The organism is Marinomonas sp. SBI8L (assembly GCF_001624705.1).
Taxonomy (GTDB): domain Bacteria; phylum Pseudomonadota; class Gammaproteobacteria; order Pseudomonadales; family Marinomonadaceae; genus Marinomonas.
The window spans coordinates 223,841-243,599 of record NZ_JSEO01000001.1; the positions used below are offsets into that span (position 1 = coordinate 223,841).

The 19,759-nt window shown below is 38.7% G+C and carries 16 protein-coding genes; 5 read left to right on the plus strand and 11 right to left on the minus strand.

Annotation, left to right across the window (positions count from 1 at the left end):
* Positions 1-157 precede the first annotated feature (157 nt).
* From OA91_RS24180 to OA91_RS01020, 4 genes are all read left to right on the plus strand, one after another.
* A complete protein-coding gene (locus tag OA91_RS24180; RefSeq protein ID WP_063338419.1) occupies positions 158-508 on the plus strand; it encodes a hypothetical protein in 351 nt (116 codons plus the stop codon).
* A 77-nt stretch (positions 509-585) separates the two neighbouring features.
* Complete coding sequence (locus OA91_RS01010) at positions 586-1,260, plus strand: YjbF family lipoprotein (protein WP_063338418.1); 675 nt, start codon at positions 586-588, stop codon at positions 1,258-1,260.
* 23 nt (positions 1,261-1,283) lie between these two features.
* A complete protein-coding gene (locus OA91_RS01015; protein WP_063338417.1) occupies positions 1,284-2,036 on the plus strand; it encodes a capsule biosynthesis GfcC D2 domain-containing protein in 753 nt (250 codons plus the stop codon).
* The gene (locus OA91_RS01020; RefSeq protein WP_063338416.1) at positions 2,036-4,252 is read left to right on the plus strand and encodes a YjbH domain-containing protein; all 2,217 of its coding nucleotides are present in this window, start codon (positions 2,036-2,038) and stop codon (positions 4,250-4,252) included. Before OA91_RS01015 ends, OA91_RS01020 begins: the two co-directional genes overlap by 1 nt.
* Positions 4,253-4,375: 123 nt before the next feature.
* Here the strand turns inward: OA91_RS01020 and OA91_RS01025 are convergent, their stop codons facing one another.
* The 10 genes from OA91_RS01025 to OA91_RS01070 form a co-directional block, all read right to left on the minus strand.
* Complete coding sequence (locus OA91_RS01025) at positions 4,376-4,924, minus strand: GNAT family N-acetyltransferase (protein WP_063338415.1); 549 nt, start codon at positions 4,922-4,924, stop codon at positions 4,376-4,378.
* 156 nt (positions 4,925-5,080) lie between these two features.
* Positions 5,081-6,256, minus strand: a complete 1,176-nt coding sequence (gene fadA / locus OA91_RS01030; protein ID WP_046016102.1) for an acetyl-CoA C-acyltransferase FadA — start codon at positions 6,254-6,256, stop codon at positions 5,081-5,083.
* 28 nt (positions 6,257-6,284) lie between these two features.
* Positions 6,285-8,444: a fatty acid oxidation complex subunit alpha FadB gene (gene fadB / locus OA91_RS01035; protein ID WP_063338414.1), complete on the minus strand. Its 2,160-nt coding sequence runs from the start codon at positions 8,442-8,444 to the stop codon at positions 6,285-6,287.
* A gap of 120 nt (positions 8,445-8,564) precedes the next feature.
* Positions 8,565-9,494: an electron transfer flavoprotein subunit alpha/FixB family protein gene (locus OA91_RS01040; protein WP_046016100.1), complete on the minus strand. Its 930-nt coding sequence runs from the start codon at positions 9,492-9,494 to the stop codon at positions 8,565-8,567.
* Complete coding sequence (locus OA91_RS01045) at positions 9,491-10,243, minus strand: electron transfer flavoprotein subunit beta/FixA family protein (protein WP_046016099.1); 753 nt, start codon at positions 10,241-10,243, stop codon at positions 9,491-9,493. The genes OA91_RS01040 and OA91_RS01045 overlap by 4 nt, the downstream gene beginning before the upstream one ends.
* A 282-nt stretch (positions 10,244-10,525) precedes the next feature.
* Positions 10,526-11,275, minus strand: a complete 750-nt coding sequence (locus OA91_RS01050; protein ID WP_082827724.1) for an enoyl-CoA hydratase — start codon at positions 11,273-11,275, stop codon at positions 10,526-10,528.
* A 101-nt stretch (positions 11,276-11,376) separates the two neighbouring features.
* Positions 11,377-11,952, minus strand: coding sequence for a DUF2889 domain-containing protein (locus OA91_RS01055; protein ID WP_231870278.1), 576 nt, complete (start codon positions 11,950-11,952; stop codon positions 11,377-11,379).
* 9 nt (positions 11,953-11,961) lie between these two features.
* On the minus strand, positions 11,962-13,647 hold the full coding sequence (locus OA91_RS01060; protein WP_063338412.1) for an AMP-binding protein: 1,686 nt from the start codon (positions 13,645-13,647) through the stop codon (positions 11,962-11,964).
* 114 nt (positions 13,648-13,761) lie between these two features.
* Positions 13,762-14,076: an SCP2 sterol-binding domain-containing protein gene (locus tag OA91_RS01065; RefSeq protein WP_046016096.1), complete on the minus strand. Its 315-nt coding sequence runs from the start codon at positions 14,074-14,076 to the stop codon at positions 13,762-13,764.
* Positions 14,077-14,159: 83 nt separating this feature from the next.
* Entirely contained in the window at positions 14,160-15,959 is a 1,800-nt protein-coding gene (locus OA91_RS01070; RefSeq protein WP_063338411.1) for an acyl-CoA dehydrogenase C-terminal domain-containing protein, read from the minus strand.
* A 551-nt stretch (positions 15,960-16,510) separates the two neighbouring features.
* Between OA91_RS01070 and OA91_RS01075 the strand changes: the two genes are divergently transcribed.
* Positions 16,511-17,425 (plus strand): hypothetical protein, encoded by a 915-nt coding sequence (locus OA91_RS01075; protein ID WP_063338410.1) that lies wholly within the window; start codon positions 16,511-16,513, stop codon positions 17,423-17,425.
* A 65-nt stretch (positions 17,426-17,490) separates the two neighbouring features.
* Here the strand turns inward: OA91_RS01075 and OA91_RS01080 are convergent, their stop codons facing one another.
* The gene (locus tag OA91_RS01080) at positions 17,491-19,686 is read right to left on the minus strand and encodes an NAD(P)-binding protein (protein WP_063338409.1); all 2,196 of its coding nucleotides are present in this window, start codon (positions 19,684-19,686) and stop codon (positions 17,491-17,493) included.
* Positions 19,687-19,759: the final 73 nt, after the last annotated feature.

The following is a 19,759-nucleotide window of genomic DNA, read 5'->3' on the forward strand; positions in this document are numbered from 1 at the left end:
TTAACTCGCTATTTTTTACCCTTTTTCACATTAATTTAATTCAACCTGCTTACAAAACGATCTAAGATCCACTAGAATAAAATTGTATTTTTATTCAATAGTTTGGTTGCTCTAATAGAAGTAACTTTGAACTTAAATGTTTATAGAAGGATATCTTATGAAAACTCTTGCTTTCGCTTTATTTGCGACATTGGCAGCAAGCCAAACTTTTGCTGCAGGTGAATCTGCAGGTGCAGCATCAGGATCAGGTTCAGCAGCATCTGGCACTGCAGCTAGCTCTGGTGCAGCAGGTTCTGGTGCAGCAGCAGGTTCTGGTGCAGCAGCAGGTGCTGGTGGTGCAGCAGCTGGTGGTGCAGCAGCTGGTGGTGCTGTAGCAGCTGGTGGTACGGTAGCAGCTAGCGCAGCGGCTATTGGTACTGTAGGTACTGTGGCAGCATCTGTTGCGGCTATTTCAATTGCAGCTGGCATAAGTGATTCTAATTCCAGCAGCACAACTACGACTAATTAAGCTTTTTTGCAAAAAAAGCCAGCTTTATGCTGGCTTTTTTTTGTTCTTTTTACCATTAACTTTTAAAGCGAAAATCAATGGGTTTAAACACTAGATTCAAAATTACAACAACTTTTTTAATCTGTTTATTGTTATCTGCTTGCTCTCAAAAGTTTAGTGACATATCAAGTACTGTCAATGCCTCAGTTAATAGCCTAACAGATGTAACACTCAGTGATGATGAACTTAAAAAACTCCCATATGATAGCGCCTATGTCAGCTTGAATGGCAATCGAAGAATACTTATGGTGTTAGCATTAATTGAAGAAAATAATTTAAATAACTATCAAAGATTAAAATGGGTATCTGCTGACAACTTTATGATAATTACCGAAAATGGCAGGATAGTTAAAACTTTAGGTTTTAGTAATAACCTTATGGTAATAACATCTGAAAATAGTTTGAATTTACCTGCCCCTTCAATTCAATCTAATAAATGGATAGCATATTATGATTGGATGCCCTCTCATCGATATCAATTTACAGCTGAAATTAATTCAAGCTTAAACAAGCAACAAACTATTGGCCTGTCCTCATGGTCATTAGATACTCAACACGTTGAAGAAAAGATTAATTTTTCAGAGCTTAAGTTTAATTTCACAAATCATTATTGGTTGAATCAAAACGGAAAAGTGGTTAAGACTATTCAATATATTGGTCCTAACATGGATAAAATAGAAATGAGTTTTGTTAAAGATTTTTTACCTCAATAAATTTACCTAAAAAGTAACTATTTATGCTATTTAAAATGAATCACATCAGCTACCTCTTATTCCTTTTATTGCTTTTTACTTCATTATCAGCAACAGCCAACAAAAATAAGACTCTAGAAGTTGTAATACCTCAACAAAAAATTAATTTAAGTTATCAGGTTGCGCCTAGACTTTCTCAATTATTAATTGATGCAAAAAAAAACACTGATTATTCAGCCTACACATTAGGCTCTGCTTTGATCAAGAAAAACAGTTATGAAAACATTACAATACAAAACAACAAAATTGAACTGATAGAAAGCTTAGAAACAATTAACCATACTAGTGCTTTTCACTTACGTACACTGATAGAAGGCCTCAATTTCTTTCAGCAGGAGAAGCTATCTCTTGATCTAGAGAAAGTACAACTTGATAGTAGAATTAATCCTATCATCTCAGGAAACTATCAGCTTTATTTACCCAAGAGACCTGACTTTCTTATTTTAATTGACCCAAATCACTCAGAAAAAATCATAAAACTGAAACTCAAACCTGGCTACAACCTGTCTAAATACTTAAATGAGTTTTATAAAAATACAGATATCGTCACAGATAACATTAGAATTATTCAAGCAGATAAAGAAGTCATTACACCTAAAATAGACTATTGGAGTAACAGTAAATATTACTTATCACCAGGCGCTATCATTTATATAGGTTTAAATGAAGATATAGAAAATGCAGAGATAACTAATCAAAGCTTCTTAAAACTACTACAACATCACGTGGTTTATTAATGCCCAAATATTACCTTACTCCCTTAACAATTTTACTCTTTGGTCCAAATGTTCTTGCATCAGAGAATGAAGTAATTTTTCCATTTGAGCTCCACAAACTTAAAGTTTCTCAAATGGATTTTGGTGGCGTTGGATTAATGCAAATGCCAACCGGCAGAATGGCAGAAGAAGGTGAGTTTTCATTTAACTACACACAAAACTCTGAATATGAGTTTTACTCCTTCTCATTACAACTTATGCCTTGGTTTGAAAGCACCATTCGTTATACGGAAGTACAAGATATTCTCTATAGCGATGATGAAGGTTTTAGTGGAGACACTAAGTATGCTGATAAAGGGATTGATGCCAAAATAAGATTATTTAAAGAAACTAACTGGCTTCCTGAAACATCAATTGGCTTAAGGGACATTGGTGGAACAGGCTTATTTGATGGTGAATTTATTGCTGCAACCAAACATCTTTCAACAGATAATTATGGACAATTTGATTTCACAATAGGCTTAGGTTGGGGCTATCTAGGACAAAGCGGTAATATTTCCAACCCGCTATGTAGCTATAGTAATAGCTACTGTAATCGTGATTCAAGCTTTTCTGATAATGGCGGCACTATTGATTCACAAAGGTGGTTTAAAGGTAATGCCTCTCTTTTTGGTGGGATTGAATATCAAACACTTTACGCTCCTCTTAGACTAAAGCTTGAATACGATGGCAATGACTATAGTCAAGATGCCCCAGTCACACGCGGCAATATATCAATGGTTCAAGATAGCCCTTGGAACTTTGGCGTTGTATATGGCCTCAGTGATTATGCAGATGCTCGTTTTAGTTATGAAAGAGGTAATACTGTTACTTTAGGTATTAGCCTGTCTACAAATTTCAATGAAAACAAACAGTTATTTAAAAATAAATCCTTTTCACAAGACCTACAAACTCCTAACTTAAATCATACACAAAATAGTATTGATACAGATCAAATAGATTGGAAAGCCATAGATAGTCAATTATCAACTATTGCAGGTTACAACGAAAACGAATTCTATTTAGAAGACACCAAACTTACCTTAGTCGCTGAGCAGAAAAAATATAGAAATAGGTACCTAGCTCAAGATAAAGCAGCGTCAATATTATCTAATGAACTTCCTGAAAAAATAAAAGACTACTCCATTGTCGAGAAGAATAAAAATATACCCGTCAAAAGTAGCTTAGTATCACGTGATAAACATGCTGACTTTGCTGAAGTGAACTATATCAACCCAAAAATTCAAGATGCTATAACAGAGTTTAAAACGATTAAATTGCCAAGCTCTAAGTTAAGCTATGGAAGCGATGAAAACTTTAAATATGGCTTTGCTCCCGGACTGACCCAAACCTTAGGCAGTGCTGAGGACTTCTACTTATACAGTATAGGAATAAAACTAGATTCTTCGTATTGGCTATCACCTAGCTGGCAACTTGAGTCAAGTTTTTACCTCAATCTATTAGATAATTACGACAAATTTAACTATACAGTTCCAGATGATAATACCTCTAATCCTAGAGTGAGGACGCTAGCGCGAGAGTATATTCATGAAAATCAAGCCTATATAAACAGCTTACAACTGAGTAATTTCCAAAAATATAGTCAAGATTGGTACCAACAGTTTTACTTTGGCTATTTAGAACAAATGTTTGCAGGTGTCGGCAGTGAAGTTTTATACCGTCAAAAAGGTGCTAACTGGGCTCTTGGATTAGATTGGAACCTTGTATCCCAGAGAGAGCCCGATTCTTGGTTAGGAACTTTCAATAGCCCTTGGGAGTATAGCAGTACAGAAGAAGTGCTCTCACAAGGAACAACGGGTCATGCATCTATTTACTACAGACCAGAGTGGGGTTTTCTACAAGATACCTTGTTCCAACTGGATTATGGTAAATTCTTAGCAGGTGATATTGGTTTTCAACTGGACTTTTCCAAGCAGTTCAACAGTGGCATTATCGTTGGAGCTTATGCGAGCAAAACGGATATGTCTGCTGAAGAGTTTGGAGAGGGTAGCTTCACCAAAGGATTCTACTTCACAGTACCTTTTGATATTTTAACGATCAAGCCTAACTCAAGTAGAGCTAACTTCAATTGGCAGCCTCTAACAAGAGACGGAGGCCAAAAGCTTAATAAGAAGAATGATCTTTACCAAATAACTGATCAACTTAACCCTTGGTACCAAAGACCTGTGAAAGAATAGCTTTCGCCAATTACAGAAAAGTAAAAAATAAGGGCAAGAGTATTTTTAATTACTCTTGCCCTTACTCTATAAATTGGCCCTGACCTATCTTGATTTATCACACCCAATAAATTTATTTAGCCTTTACTTTTGATTAACTTCAGCTTTACGCTTTAATAACTCAAGTAATTCATCCGTACTTGGCCAAACATAAACAAACTCCTCTACCTTATTACCACAAGGAGAATTCCATACATTGGTTTCGGTTCGTTTACCTTCTAATTTTTCATAAAAGTTAATAGCATTTTTATTTTTTGCTAACACCTCTAAATACAAACTAACCCCCTCTAGATCACCCAAACTTGATAAAGCCCTATCAATAAGTTGCCTTCCTAAACCTTTGCCTTTATGACTTGAATCAATATGTAGGTTATCCAACAAAATTGTTTCTGCACCGGACTCTTTCATTAAACAGATAAAACCAAGCAATTTACTAGCCTCTTCAACAAGTAAAACCGTTTGATTCTCATTTTTGTTAGTTAATCTTTTACACCAAACATCTAGCCTATCTTGTAATACGTTTCCCTCTAGGTATTTATCAGACAAAATACCGATATAAGTTTCTTGCCAACTTTTAGCATGTAGATTTGCAATTGCATCAAGGTCTCCCAAACTTGCTTGTCGATACTCCACACTACAACTCCTTTTTGAAAGTTAAACTTTTAGCTCAAATAAATAAATTATAAGCACTTTTTCTAAGCAAAAAAAAGCCCCTCAAAGAGGGGCTAAAAGACAGAGATGGACTTTCAATAACATTGAATTTGGGCGCGGGGGTGCACCCTTTTTCAACTACAAACGTTCGAAAACGGTTGCAATACCTTGCCCCATGCCAATACACATAGTAGCAAGACCTAGTGTTGCATCTTTCTCCTTCATCACATTAAGCAATGTTGTCGAAATACGCGTACCTGAACAACCCAGTGGGTGACCGAGGGCGATAGCACCGCCATTCAGATTCACTTTGGTTTCTAAATCATTAAGTAGTTTAAGGTCTTTCATTACAGGTAGTGCCTGCGCAGCGAAAGCTTCGTTCAACTCAACAATTTCAATATCAGAGATAGTTAAACCTGCACGTTTCAGTGCTTTTTTAGATGCTGGAACAGGTCCATAACCCATAATCGCTGGATCACAGCCAGCCACAGCCATACTCTTAACGCGAGCAATAGGTGTAACCCCAAGCTCTTCTGCTTTTTTAGCTGACATCATCAACATAGCAGAAGCACCATCAGACAGTGCAGAAGAAGTACCTGCTGTTACTGTACCGCCTTTTGGCATGAAGACAGGACGTAATCCACCCAAAGATTCCATATTGGTTTCTGGGCGAATAACCTCATCTACTTCAACTAAAATTTTATTACCTTCTGCATCATGTCCTTCAATAGGCACGATTTCATTATCAAAACGGCCAGCCAAAGTGGCTTCGTGAGCAAGACGGTGTGAACGTACACCCATGGCATCTTGATCTTCACGGCTAATTCCGTGCATCTTACCTAGCATTTCAGCTGTAACACCCATCATCATGGACGCTTTTGCCATATGCTTAGACATTGCAGGGTTAACATCGACACCATGCATCATATCTACGTGGCCCATGTGCTCTACACCACCTACTACGAACACGTCTCCTTGACCTGTCATAATAGCTTGAGCAGCAGTATGAATTGCAGACATTGATGAACCACATAAACGGTTCACAGTTTGAGCGGCTGACGTTACAGGTAAGCCACCCATAAGAGCGACTGCACGAGCCATATTAAAACCTTGCTCTAGCGTTTGGTTAACACAACCCCAGATCAAATCTTCTACTTCATTTACGTCAACACCAGGGTTACGTTTGAACAAAGCCTTTACTAGACCAGCAGATAGATTTTCTGCACGTACATTTCTAAATACACCGTTTTTCGTCTTACCCATAGGTGAGCGTACGGCATCAATGATGACTACATCGTTTGGATTCAATTTCATGGATTATCTCCTAATCTCGACCTATGAATTACTTAGCGGCATTGCCGTAGTAAGTTTCGTTATTGGCTGCCATAGCACGCATTTGCTCTGTTGGGTGGTAAAGTTTACCCAAGTGTCTGAACTTATCAGCTAACTCACAGAATGCTGCTAGACCCATTTGGTCAAGATAGTGTATTGCGCCACCTAGGTATGGAGGGAAACCGATACCATAGATAAGACCCATATCAGCTTCAGCTGGTGAAGCAACAATATTCTCTTCAAGGCAGCGAACAGTTTCAATACATAGCGGAATCATCATACGAGCAATGATGTCTTCTTCTGTTAACTCTGTTTGAGACTCAACAGTCGGCGCTAGAAGCTCAACGATTTCTTCATTGTAAATTTTCTTCGGTTTACCCTTACGATCATTTTCGTAAGTGTAGAAGCCTTTTTGATTCTTCTGACCAAAACGCTCAAGTTCAAACAAGCGATCAATGACACTCACACCTTCATGCTGCATACGATCAGGGAAACCTTGTGCCATCACCTCATCTGCATGGTATGCCGTATCAATACCGACTACATCCATCAAATAAGCAGGGCCCATTGGCCAACCAAATTTTTCCATCACTTTATCCACTTGACGGAAATCTGCGCCCTCTTTCATCATGGCAGCAAAACCACCAAAATAAGGGAATAGAACACGGTTAACTAAAAAGCCTGGGCAGTCATTCACAACAATTGGTGTTTTACCCATTGCTTGTGCATAAGCTACAGTTTTCGCAACAGCGGCTTCACTAGATTTTTCACCACGGATAACTTCAACTAAAGGCATTTTATGCACAGGGTTAAAGAAGTGCATACCAACAAAGTTTTCAGGGCGTTTAAGTGCAGTCGCAAGCTCAGTAATCGAAATTGTCGAAGTGTTAGAGGTCAAAATAGCATCACCAGCAATATGGCCTTCAGTCTCCGCCAATACTGACTTTTTAACATTCACATTTTCAACAACCGCTTCAACAACTAGGTCAACATTTTCAAATTCGCCATAGGTCAAAGCAGGTACAATTTTGCTTAGAGATTTCATCGCTTTATCAGCAGTTAAACGACCACGTGAAACCTGTCCATTTAACAGCTTAGTAGCTTCATTCAGGCCAAGATCAATCGCTTCTGTGCGAATGTCTTTCATAATAATAGGAGTGCCTTTAGAAGCAGACTGGTAAGCAACACCACCACCCATTATACCGGCACCTAATACAGCGGCTTGTTTGACAGGTGTCGCATCTTTAATTAGAGCGCCAGATGTTTTCTTGATTTGCTGATCACTTAAGAAAAGGTTAACAAGAGATTTAGCAACTGGCGTTTTCGCCATTTTGATAAAACCAGTAATTTCAGTTTCACAAGCTTTTTCAAAAGCTTGACCGATATTTTTTTCTACTGATTTAATCGCAGCCATAGGCGCTGGGTAATGTTTGCCAGCTTTAGCACCAACAACACCTCGAACTGATTCAAAAATCATCATTTTCTCAATAGCAGAGAAAACCATAGGTGCCGTTTCTTCTTCGCGACGAGCCATATAGTCAAGCTTACCAGAAGCAGCTTGCTCAACTAAGTGAAGCGCAGACTCTAACACTTTTTCTGTCTTAACAACTGCATCTACGGCGCCATCTTTTAAAGCAACATTGGCACGTTTTTGACCTGCTCCACAAATCCATTCACAAGCATTATCAACACCGATAATACGAGGTAAACGAACTGTACCGCCCCAACCTGGATAAATACCTAATTGTGTTTCAGGTAAACCAACTTTAGTTGAATCTGCCATGACACGGTAATCACAGGCCAAACAAAGCTCAAAACCACCACCTAGAGCAACACCGTTAATTGCCGCAACAGTTGGACATGGAAGAGCAGCAATATCATTGAAGATTTTATGGGCTGCACGCAGTTTTTCAGCCAATAGCTCGTCTTCTAATTCAAACCAAGTCGAAAACTCAGTAATGTCCGCACCAACAACGAAAACATCTTTCGCACTAGCAAAAACAACACCTTTCAAACCAGGTTGTACTTTCAATGCAGAAACGGCTTCGCCTAATTCTTGCAAAGTTAAGCTATTAAATTTATTTACTGATTCACCCTGTAAATCAAGAGTGACGATGGCAATCCCAGGTGACTTTTCAGCTACCTTTATTGCTTGTCCTTCAAAAATCATGCTGATCTCCAATTTTTCTTATTTTGACCTTTCCTTGGATTCATTTAAAAATGAGCCTAAGGCAAGGCAGCATTCACTGCCTATTTAAAAGTTAATAATATCGAGCAAATACTCAATCGCTTACAACGCGCTTTCTAACTCTGGTACAGCTTCAAAAAGATCTGCCACTAAACCATAATCTGCAATTTGGAAAATTGGCGCTTCTTCATCTTTATTGATAGCAACAATTACTTTGGAATCTTTCATGCCTGCCAAATGCTGAATTGCACCAGAAATGCCAACTGCGACATATAAATCGGGAGCCACTGTTTTACCTGTTTGACCCACTTGTAAATCATTGGGTACAAAACCAGCATCAACTGCTGCGCGAGATGCACCAACAGCAGCGCCCAACTTATCAGCAACACCATCAAGAATTTTAAAGTTGTCGCCACTTCCCATACCACGACCACCTGAAACAATAATGTTTGCAGCTGTTAGTTCTGGACGATCTGATTCCGCAAGCTCTTCACCAACAAAACGACTCTTATCTGAAGCAATTACTTGAGAAAGTGTCACTAGCTCTGCACTACCACCTTCAGCTGAAACAGGATCAAACCCAGTTGCACGAATAGTAATAACCTTAACGGTATCGTTTGATTGCACCGTAGCTATCGCATTACCAGCATAAATCGGACGAACGAAGGTATCAGCACTTTCAACTTTGATGACATCAGAAAGTTGAGCAACATCAAGTAAAGCAGCAACACGAGGAAGCATATTTTTACCAGTTGTTGTTGCAGGCGCTAAAATGTGACTATAACCTTCAGATAGTTCAACAACCAATTTACTAACATTTTCAGCCAACTGATATTCATAAACAGAATTATCAGCTAACAAAACACGTGAAACACCTTCCGCCTTTGAGGCCTGCTCAGCAACTGTCTGGCAGTTAGCTCCAACAACCAAAAGATCAACATCTCCACCAATTTGAGTGGCAGCAGCTAACGTATTTAAAGTAGCTGGTTTTAGGTTCGCGTTATCATGTTCTGCAATAATTAAAATGCTCATGCAATCACCTTCGCTTCATTTTTCAATTTTTCTACAAGCTCAGCTACCGAGCCTACTTTAATGCCACCTTGACGTTCTGCAGGTGGTGTCACAGAAATAACATTGACATTAGATGCTGTTGAAACACCTAGCTCTTCAGGCGTTTTAACATCTAGAGGCTTTTTCTTAGCCTTCATAATATTTGGTAACTTAATAAAACGAGGCTCATTCAAACGTAGGTCTGTGGTTACGACTGCTGGTAAGCTCACAGCAAGCGTTTGAAGTCCACCGTCAATTTCACGGGTAACTTGTGCTTCACCATTTTCAACCACAACTTCAGAGGCAAATGTTGCTTGAGGCATATCAAGCAATGCAGCCAGCATCTGACCAGTTTGGTTGTTATCAGAATCAATTGCTTGCTTACCGAGAATAATTAGATCTGGTGATTCAGTTTTAGCAACTTCCGCTAGAAGCTTAGCAACAGCCAAAGAGTCAACACCGTCTTCAGTTTCAATTTGAACCGCACGATCAGCACCTAAACCTAACGCTGTTCTTAATGTTTCTTGGCAACCTTTCGAACCAATTGAAACAGCTACAATTTCGGTTGCTATGCCTTTTTCTTTTAAGCGAACAGCTTCTTCAACAGCTATTTCACAAAATGGGTTAATAGACATTTTTACATTAGCAAGCTCGACTGCTTTGTGGTCAGCTTGTACTCTTACTTTGACGTTGTAATCAACAACGCGCTTAACTGCGACTAATACTTTCATACGCCCCTCGTGTCTATTTTTAAACTAAGTTCAAAACAAGTTTAGAACTTACAAGCACCCTAATACTTTATTAATTTGGATGGTCGTCATTTGTACTTAATACTAAATTCTGACAAATTTTCATCAATAACAAAAAAGCCACAGTTAACTAACAAAAATCTTCAAATACAATTCACCCCTTGAAAACACTCACTCTAAACATGATAGATAAGTGTCGAAAACACCCAGAAGTCGATTATTAATTCACCAAATTAAATATAACTAATATTAAAAACCTTCATATTAAGCTTTATTAAGAAACGCCATAAAAGCATTTCTTGCCTCTTGAGAGGTCAGCCTTTCCTTAAACACACGGCTTTCTCTTGCCAAGCTCAGTTGCACACTATCTTCTTTTGGTTGCTTCAACAGTCTCTTACTTAACTGCACTGCCTGTGTCGGCAAAACAGACAGCTTACTGGCATAAAATAACGCATCTTCATAGGCTGAACCAAGATCACATGATTTATTTATTAAACCTAACTCAAGGGCTAAATTTGCATCAAAAGACTCACCTAACACCAAAAGCTCAAACGCCCTCTGATGCCCTACTAAACTAGGAATAAGTAAGCTAGATGCAGCCTCAGGCACTAGACCCAATTTAACGAAGGGTAGAATAAACGTGCTTGACTGACTTGCGACAACCAAATCGCAATGTAGAAGCATGGTGACACCAATACCAACTGCCATTCCTTCAACAGCTGCGACCAAGGGCTTTGGATAAGTTGCAATAGTATGAAGGAAGTCAAATGTTGTATTTAACTTATCTGGCGTTTGAGCGAGCGTTACAAACTCTGCTAAGTCATTACCAGCACTAAAGTCTGTACCAGCACCTGTTATCAAAGTCACTCTAACATCATCATTTTTTTTAGCACTATTGAGTGCTTGCGTTAAAGCCAAATACATATCTAGCGTAATCGCATTCTTTTTATCTGATCGATTAATCGTTAATGTCTGAATACCATTTTCAATTTTTTCAAGAATTAGTGTTTCCACGTTAAGCTCCATTTTGTTTTTTTATTTTCTGGGCAAAAAAATACTCATGACACGTTTAAATGGCATGAGTATTCATTCGTAACAATCAATCTATATAAGAACTAACCGACTTTACCCTGTCTAATTTTAGTCATCATAGGCCCTTTTTCAGCCCACCCATGACAGTTATCAGAAAAAGAATTAATCGCTAATTTAGCTCTTTCAGGGTACTTATCACTTAATGGATACCACATCATTTGAAAAGCGGTGGTTGCAACCACAGGCATGAGCTCTAGAACATGAATACAACCAGCAACACCTTTAAACTCCTTCTTCACATGAGATAGCCAACCAGACGTAATTGATGTGCCAACAAGGCTATTAAAGTTTGGCGCAATCTCATGGCAATTAGGAAAAGGGTGAGCATCAATGCAAACATCTATTTCCTTAATGACAAATGTGTCATCAAGAGCGATACGTACGCTAATATCGTGAAATGGTGTATCTTGAGCTACAAGCTCTCCATCAAAGTCACGCCACACATCATATGCCTTGATATCTTGCATCTGAGCTTCAACCTCCCAAAGCTCATCACTTCTAAGGTAGCCATCACTAATGACTCGCCTGCGATGCTTTAACTCTCTCACCACAGGCTCATCAGCTTCTGCTTGATTAATAATGGAGGAGCTTGATGACAAACTCACAGCCTAAGCAACCTCTTCATCTCTTAAGGCACGACGTAGAACTTTACCCACATTAGTTTTTGGTAAATCTTCTCTCGCTTCGATGATTTTAGGCACTTTATAAGCCGTTAAGCTTTCGCGACAATAGTTGCGAAGCTTTTTACTATTAAACTGCACATCATCACCTTTAAGAACAACAAAGGCTTTAACCGCTTCACCTGTTTTTTCATCAGGAATCCCAATAACAGCAGCTTCAAGAACGTCTGGATGAGAGCATAAGCAATCTTCAATTTCTGTAGGGTAAACATTAAAGCCTGAGACAATCACCATATCCTTAGCTCTGTCTACAATTTTCAGATAACCATCAGCTTGGATTAAAGCAATATCACCCGTGTTTAAAAAGTTACCATTTACCATAATCTCTTGTGTTGCTGCTTCTCTTTTCCAGTACCCCTTCATAACTTGAGGTCCAGAAACACAAAGAGCACCGGATTCACCTTGAGGTACTTCATTGCCATCATCATCTAAAATTTTAACTATGGTTTCTGCAACTGGGATACCTATGGTTCCAATTTGCTGCTCTCCTGGAGGGTTGAAAGACACAACAGGTGAAGTTTCAGTTAATCCATAGCCTTCAACCACTTTACACTTAGTCACAGCTTCCCATTCGTCTGCTGCTGCATGAGTTAAAGGCATTCCACCTGATGCTGTTATTTTCAAAGCAGAGAAGTCCAATGCTTGGAAATCTTTATTATTACAAAGCGCCACAAATAAAGTGTTTAAGCCAACGAAGCCAGTAATCTTCCACTTACTTAATTCTTTTACAAAACCTGGGATATCCCTAGGGTTTGGAATAAGAACCGTTTGAGCACCCTTTTCAAGTAAGGTTAGGCCATGAATGATAAAGGCATAAATATGATACATAGGAAGAGGTGCAACATAGGTTTCTTCACCTTTAATACAATGTGCATCAAGGCGATCACCTAATTGGTGCATATTAGATATCAGGTTAGCATGAGTTAGCATTGCGCCTTTAGCTACACCCGTTGTACCACCAGTATATTGTAAAACTGCAATATCACCAGGACTCTTATCTATAATCTTAACCTGATAATCTTGTCCCTTAGCAATAGCATCGTTTAGCTTTTTCGCCATCGGCAGACTATATTCTGGGACCATTTTTTTAAGGTATTTAACAACACTATTAATTAATAAGCGTTTAGGTTGCGGATGAAAGTCCGCTATTTCAGTCACAAAAACATGCTTAATACTTGTTTTTGCCAAAATTGATTCACTTGTGCTTGCCATATTAGCAAATACAACCAAGGCCTTAGCTCCCGAGTCATTGAACTGGTGCTCTAGCTCTTTAGCGGTATACAAGGGATTAGTATTTACAACTATTAGACCCGCTTTTAAAGCGCCAAAAGTAACAACAGGATATTGCAAAACATTAGGCAATTGGATAGCAATTCTGTCGCCAGGTACAAGATCTGTTTCATTTTGCAGATATGCCGCAAAATGGTTGGATTTTTCATCTAGCTCTCTAAAACTCATGGTTCGACCCATGCAGCTAAATGCAGGCAGCTCAGCAAAGTCATTACAGCTTTTTTTCAATACTTCTGTAACAGACTGAAAATTATGTGGATTTAATGATTCTGGTATCCAACTACCAGGCTCTTTATGAAGTGAAGACTCAGTTTCTGTCAGCATATTAATGCTCCGCTTTGTTTTTTTTATATTGGGGAAAGTGCTTATGTCAAAAACCCAACGTTAGCTTATTAACGTTGGGTTTTACAACTCATATGGTATGAGTTGGCAATCAAATTACTGAGGAAAAATTTGATTCAATTTTGTCGCAAGCATGATGTCACCATCAGCTCTGATTTTACCTTGCATGAAAGCAGCCATACCATCTAGCTCACCACTCATAATATCTTTAAGTGTTTCAAGATCCATAGACAAGGTAACGGTAGCGTCGTCATGCTCGCCTGCTGCAAGCTCACAAGCACCATCATTTATTGCAATATGATAGTCATCAGCATCATCTAGTTCGAATTGAAAAACAGCTTCCATATCATCTGCTTCCTCTGCATCAAAACGTTCAATCATTGAATCAAAAACTACTTTAGAATTGCTCATATATACCTCTTACATATTTATCTGTTTATAACCTTACTCTCAAAACACTTGAAAGTAAGGTTTTTTTCATATTAATTAAGAACTTATAAGAAAACGAAGTTTTCTTCATCAATCGACAATAGGTTATCAGAGCCCGAAAGCATCGCTTCAACATGAGAGCGAGTACGAGGCAAGATACGATCGTAATAGAAGGTTGCAGTTTGCAATTTAGACTTGTAGAAACCTTCTTCATCAGAACCTTCATCTAGCTGAACTTGTGCTGTCACAGCCATTCTTGCCCAGAAATATGCTAGAACAACATAACCAGAGAACATTAGGTAATCAACAGATGCCGCACCCACTTCATCTTTGTTACGCATAGCCTTCATACCTACTTTCAGAGTGATATCACCCCATTCGCTGTTAAGCTTGCTCAAAGTAGAGATATACGGCTTGAAGCGTTTATCACCCTTATGCTCTTTACAGAACTTGTGGATAATCTTAGTAAAGGTTTTTAGCGTCTTACCTTGAGACATCAAAACTTTACGACCTAGTAAATCTAGTGCTTGGATACCTGTTGTACCTTCATAAAGCATAGATATACGACAGTCCCGTACGTTTTGCTCCATCCCCCACTCAGAAATAAAGCCATGACCACCATAAACCTGCATACCTAGGTTTGCAGCTTCATAACCTGTCTCTGTCAAGAAAGCTTTTGCGATTGGGGTTAGAAGAGACATTAGCTCATCTGCATGAGCCTTATCTTCAGGCGAGCCTTTTTTAGTGATATCCACCAGCATAGAGCAATAATGAATCATAGCTCGACCACCTTCTGCAAAGGCTTTTTGTGTCAATAGCATACGACGAACATCAGGGTGAACAATAATTGGATCAGCCGCTTTCTCTGGTGCTTTAGGGCCAGATAGAGAACGCATTTGCAAACGGTCACGAGCATAAGACACAGAGTTCTGCAAAGCCCATTCACTATGAGCCAACCCCTGAAGTGCTGTACCTAGACGCGCCGTATTCATAAAGGTAAACATGCAGTTCAAGCCTTTATTTTCAGGCCCGATTAAGAAACCTTTAGCGCCATCAAAGTTCATGACACAGGTTGCATTACCATGAATCCCCATTTTATGCTCAATAGAGCCACAAGCTACCGCATTACGATCAGCCACTTCACCAGCATCATCAAGATTAAATTTTGGTACGATGAAAAGAGAAATACCTTTGGTTCCAGCAGGTGCATCAGGAAGTCGTGCTAAAACGATATGCACGATATTGTCAGCCATATCATGCTCACCTGCTGAGATGAAGATTTTTGTACCTGAAATAGCGTAAGAACCATCAGCTTGAGGCTCAGCTTTAGTTTTTAGCAAACCTAAATCTGTACCACAATGAGGCTCAGTCAAACACATGGTTCCTGTCCACTCACCAGACACCAACTTAGTTAAGTATGTTTGCTTTTGCTCATCGGTTCCGTGAGATTCAAGTGTATTCATAGCACCATGACTCAGACCTGGGTACATACCCCAAGACCAGTTCGCAGTACCAATCATTTCTGTCACCATCAAACCAAGAGATTCAGGAAGACCTTGTCCACCCACCTCTTCAGGATGAGGAAGAGATGGCCAACCACCCTCAACATATTGCTGATAAGCATCTTTAAAGCCTTCTGGTGTCGTTACCACACCATCTTTAAAAGTACAGCCTTGCTGATCACCAACTCGGTTTAGCGGAGATAAAACACGCTCAGCAAACTTAGCACCTTCTTCCAGTATTGCAGCGATCATATCAGGAGTAGCTTCTTCAGCTCCCGGCAGGTTGGCGTAATGACTTTTAACATCCAACACTTCTTCTGTTACGAATTTAATATCACGCAATGGCGCTTTATACTCAGGCATGGCCTTGACCTCTTATTGTTTTTTTCATTTGTCCCCATTTACATTTCAACAGGGTAACTATGACTAACAGATTCGGCTATTCTTCAAATTCTCTCAATAACAAAAGCTACCAAGATTAGTAACAAAAATATGCATAGTATAAATATTAAGCTTTTTGAATAAGCGTAATTGTCATATTTTTACAGCTTAAAGAGCCTAGCTAAAACCCAATTTATCACTTCAATATTCTCATAAGCATACGATGCATCTCATCAAATAGAACATCCATCTTAAATAACTTTATATAAAGCAAAAATAGCGTTCAAAACTTTAACAAACGAAACTTAAAGTCCATCGCTGAACCACTGGTATCTAATGCCCTAAAAGCATCTAGTACGGCTTGCACTCTTAACTAAAATTATAAATAAAAGGTCAAAATACTTTAAATAAGTTTTAATAATACTTTCTGAATAAGAGTTCATAAATTTGACCCTCTCACTATCCTGATTAATATTAGTTTAGAAACAACTCATATAGAAATATCAATCATCAAATGGAAAAAGAGGGATAAGATGAAAACATATGCTCAATTAGAACAAGAAGTCGCCAAACTTTGCCAAGACATTGAAAACAAACCTCAACAAAGGCTCAAAGTAAGACAAGACTTCTACCTCAACCATGGAAGCTCAACCTTACTCGACCCCTATAATTATGGCGACTCTGAAATTGCCTTTTTGAAATGGGAAATTAATCGAGGTGTATTTAACCCGCTTAACAATCCTATTCAAGCAGGTAGTCCTTGGTGGCGTAACGTTAATTTGAGGTTTATCTATTTTTCTGAGTTAGCAGGTAAAGTTTTTGATGAAAAGCTCATCCAAGCTGATTTACCAGTCCCTGTTCAGGTTTGGTTAGATTATCTTAATGAACCAACGGCTGAGCATTGGTACAAAGCTCATAACACCACGATTCTTAATGCCTTCGAGTATTATTTGAGTGATGCCAGAGAAGAAAATGATATAGAGCAGAAGTTTCTTAACATCATTTTATATCGACTTCTGTTTGCTCAAGCCATGGTTGAAGATGTCACTATTTTTGGAGAGTTAGGTTCACTATTAGCAGACCCTAGAGGTTTTTCGGTTAAATTAATAACCAGTTTACCAGACTTTTATCCAACTAATTACCCACTAACTGAAGATGATTTAGCTATCATTGAAGGCGATGAGCTTTCTCTTAAAGAGGTTTTTTTCGATATAATTAAAGATTGGAAAGAGAAACCTGATTTAAAAGAAATTATTAAAGATGCCTTCCAACTAGAAGATTTTGGGGTAAAAATCTTAGATGACTGGATAATCAAACCACATATAAAAGAAATGTATGCAGCTGCCGCAAAATATGATCAAGCACCATTCCTCACTGGCTACTTAGAAGAAAAAGAGCCCTGCTACCCTTACCCAATAAAACCCCAAGCTAATGAAATAACGAAATAAGCTGTAGCAAAATAAAAATGAGGCTTAATATGATTTCATATTAAGCCTCTAATCATAGTTAAATCTTAATCAAATAAGGTTTCACCAAAGATACCATAACTCTCACCTTTGACAGCTCTTGCCGTCTGCAAGCCTGAAATGGTAGCGGATTCAACGCACCCCATGTTAAATCCATTTAAAATCCAATCCCCTGTAATCAATAGATTATCAAAACCAGACTCATCGGTTTTTAGTCTTAATTTGGTTGTACCTACTGTTGATTGAACATAACGCTCACTTGGATCAATATTCGCCCTGCAATACTGAGCATCTAACCTTTCCTCACCCTTCATTTTACTAGGCGCAACCAAATACTCCCATTTGTACACACCTTCTTGAGGGTTAGCATTAGGCCATAAAAACCCCACTCGATTTAGCATAAAATCCTTTACCCCTGCCTCAACCTTAGCCTTTTGCGATTTTGGATAAGAAGGATCTGGTGCTTTTGGCGCAGTATCAGGTGCAAACACACCACAAAAATAACTAATATCTTTAGGTGAATCAGGGTCTCCTGCCTGCCACTCTTCTCTTTTAACCAAATAACTTACATCAGCCCAAGAGTCCAAAGGCTGTGAATCAAAACCAAGAATTTCTGGCGCTTCTTCACCTTCTTTATATTCTGGCCAACCTAGAGACTCTATATCTTGGTTTTGCCACACCTGATACGCTTGTGTAGCGACCGTTGAGAGCCCTTCAACCATATCTTTAAACACAGGATTTAAAGCCATTAAACTTGGTGCAACTGACGGAATTGAAGCCACAGAAATACCAAATATCACCTGATCATAATCTTCACCCATTTTTAGCGTAATTTTAGGCTGATCATAAAGTTCAGACCAATTACTCCAGAAGGATTCTAAATTAATATCATTTTCGATCAGCTTAGCTGCGATACTTGGCTCTATTTGCTTATATAAAGGGGCCGAAGGCCAGCAAGGTAAATCTTTAACATCCACTAAAGGGCAATATTCATCAACACCTTGTTTAAGAGGGACCTGTTGCGCTATTCGAATTTCACTAATTAAATGCCTACCATCTTTTTCAATTGCACAAACTTCTTCGACTTGATGGAAAAACTTAAATTTAACACCTCTACGTTTGAGCACTTCATAATAGGGAGCAAAAACCACATCACCCATACCAGCATGCATACGCCAGACAAACGATTCTCTTACCGCCACGATTGCCCATAAACCCGCTTTAATCACAGTACCAGCTTCAACATTTGGCTGAGATAAATCTCCATCTTTATAAGCAAAGAAGCCGCCATACATGCCATTCATCAAAGGACCTGAGGTCGTTAATTCACTTGCCCCCCATGAAGTTAGCCAGTCCTTAAAGTTTTGGTCATTAATTTTACTTAATGCACCAGGTACATAAAGCTCACCTTTTAAAACACCAATTCCCATAGTTAAAACAAAATCTAAACTGGTATAAATTCGATTAATTTTTAAATTCAATCTAGCAGGAATAGAAAGAAGCCCAGTTAAGGTCTCCCTAACATCTTCCATAATGCAAATTATCTCATTAATAAGCTTATCAAATTTGTTCTTATCCTTTTGGGTCGCACATTCAGACAAACCATTTTTGATCACTTTTAGCTTTTTAACGGCGGCCAAAATAATCTCATCTTCAAAGTAATCTTCAACTTCATCCTTAACATGAGAAATAAAGTCGAAGAAATTAGCATCTTCATCTAATGGCTCTGGCTCTTTTTCAGCCTGCTTTAATAACCAATTAATTAAAACAGACAAGGCCTCCAAGATATCAACTGGGTCAGCCCCTTCACCTACCTTGCCAGGTAATGGTGGCACATTAACCGGCCAAACGGACCAGTCATGCCTAAAGTCTTGTGCTAAAGCGGTTGAGTGATGAGGCGTGAATGCTTCATAGAGGGTCGATAAGGGCTTATCTTTGGGTCTATCCAGCTCTTCATAACAAGCACGCATACATTTAAATGCATTATAATAAAAGCCAAACCACACATGGATACCATGTTCTTCAATTCTACCGTGATCTTCTAGATTACGGCCACTTGCCCCTTTTCCTCCTAAGCGCCACCCCATTTGATAAAGAGTAATATCATACTTTTCTTTCCAATCCGGCTGACTGGTCAAATCAAACAAACTGGTGATAGTCGCCACACCACCGCCAAGTACCGCTAATTTCCTTACATCCGTCATCACAACTTCCTCAATATCTAATAAAAAGAATAACTTCATTTATCTACTAAAATAGTTAGTCTAAGCTCAATAATTAAATCCTTGTTTCCATTATTAATTACCGTATTTAGAA

Bases quoted from the DNA above. Each gene is read 5' to 3' on its own strand.
- OA91_RS24180 (WP_063338419.1), top strand. From the start codon at position 158: ATGAAAACTCTTGCTTTCGCTTTATTTGCGACATTGGCAGCAAGCCAA.
- OA91_RS01010 (WP_063338418.1), top strand. From the start codon at position 586: ATGGGTTTAAACACTAGATTCAAAATTACAACAACTTTTTTAATCTGT.
- OA91_RS01015 (WP_063338417.1), top strand. From the start codon at position 1,284: ATGCTATTTAAAATGAATCACATCAGCTACCTCTTATTCCTTTTATTG.
- OA91_RS01020 (WP_063338416.1), top strand. From the start codon at position 2,036: ATGCCCAAATATTACCTTACTCCCTTAACAATTTTACTCTTTGGTCCA.
- fadA (WP_046016102.1), bottom strand. From the start codon at position 6,256: ATGAAATTGAATCCAAACGATGTAGTCATCATTGATGCCGTACGCTCA.
- fadB (WP_063338414.1), bottom strand. From the start codon at position 8,444: ATGATTTTTGAAGGACAAGCAATAAAGGTAGCTGAAAAGTCACCTGGG.
- OA91_RS01040 (WP_046016100.1), bottom strand. From the start codon at position 9,494: ATGAGCATTTTAATTATTGCAGAACATGATAACGCGAACCTAAAACCA.
- OA91_RS01045 (WP_046016099.1), bottom strand. From the start codon at position 10,243: ATGAAAGTATTAGTCGCAGTTAAGCGCGTTGTTGATTACAACGTCAAA.
- OA91_RS01060 (WP_063338412.1), bottom strand. From the start codon at position 13,647: ATGCTGACAGAAACTGAGTCTTCACTTCATAAAGAGCCTGGTAGTTGG.
- OA91_RS01065 (WP_046016096.1), bottom strand. From the start codon at position 14,076: ATGAGCAATTCTAAAGTAGTTTTTGATTCAATGATTGAACGTTTTGAT.
- OA91_RS01070 (WP_063338411.1), bottom strand. From the start codon at position 15,959: ATGCCTGAGTATAAAGCGCCATTGCGTGATATTAAATTCGTAACAGAA.
- OA91_RS01075 (WP_063338410.1), top strand. From the start codon at position 16,511: ATGAAAACATATGCTCAATTAGAACAAGAAGTCGCCAAACTTTGCCAA.
- OA91_RS01080 (WP_063338409.1), bottom strand. From the start codon at position 19,686: ATGAAGTTATTCTTTTTATTAGATATTGAGGAAGTTGTGATGACGGAT.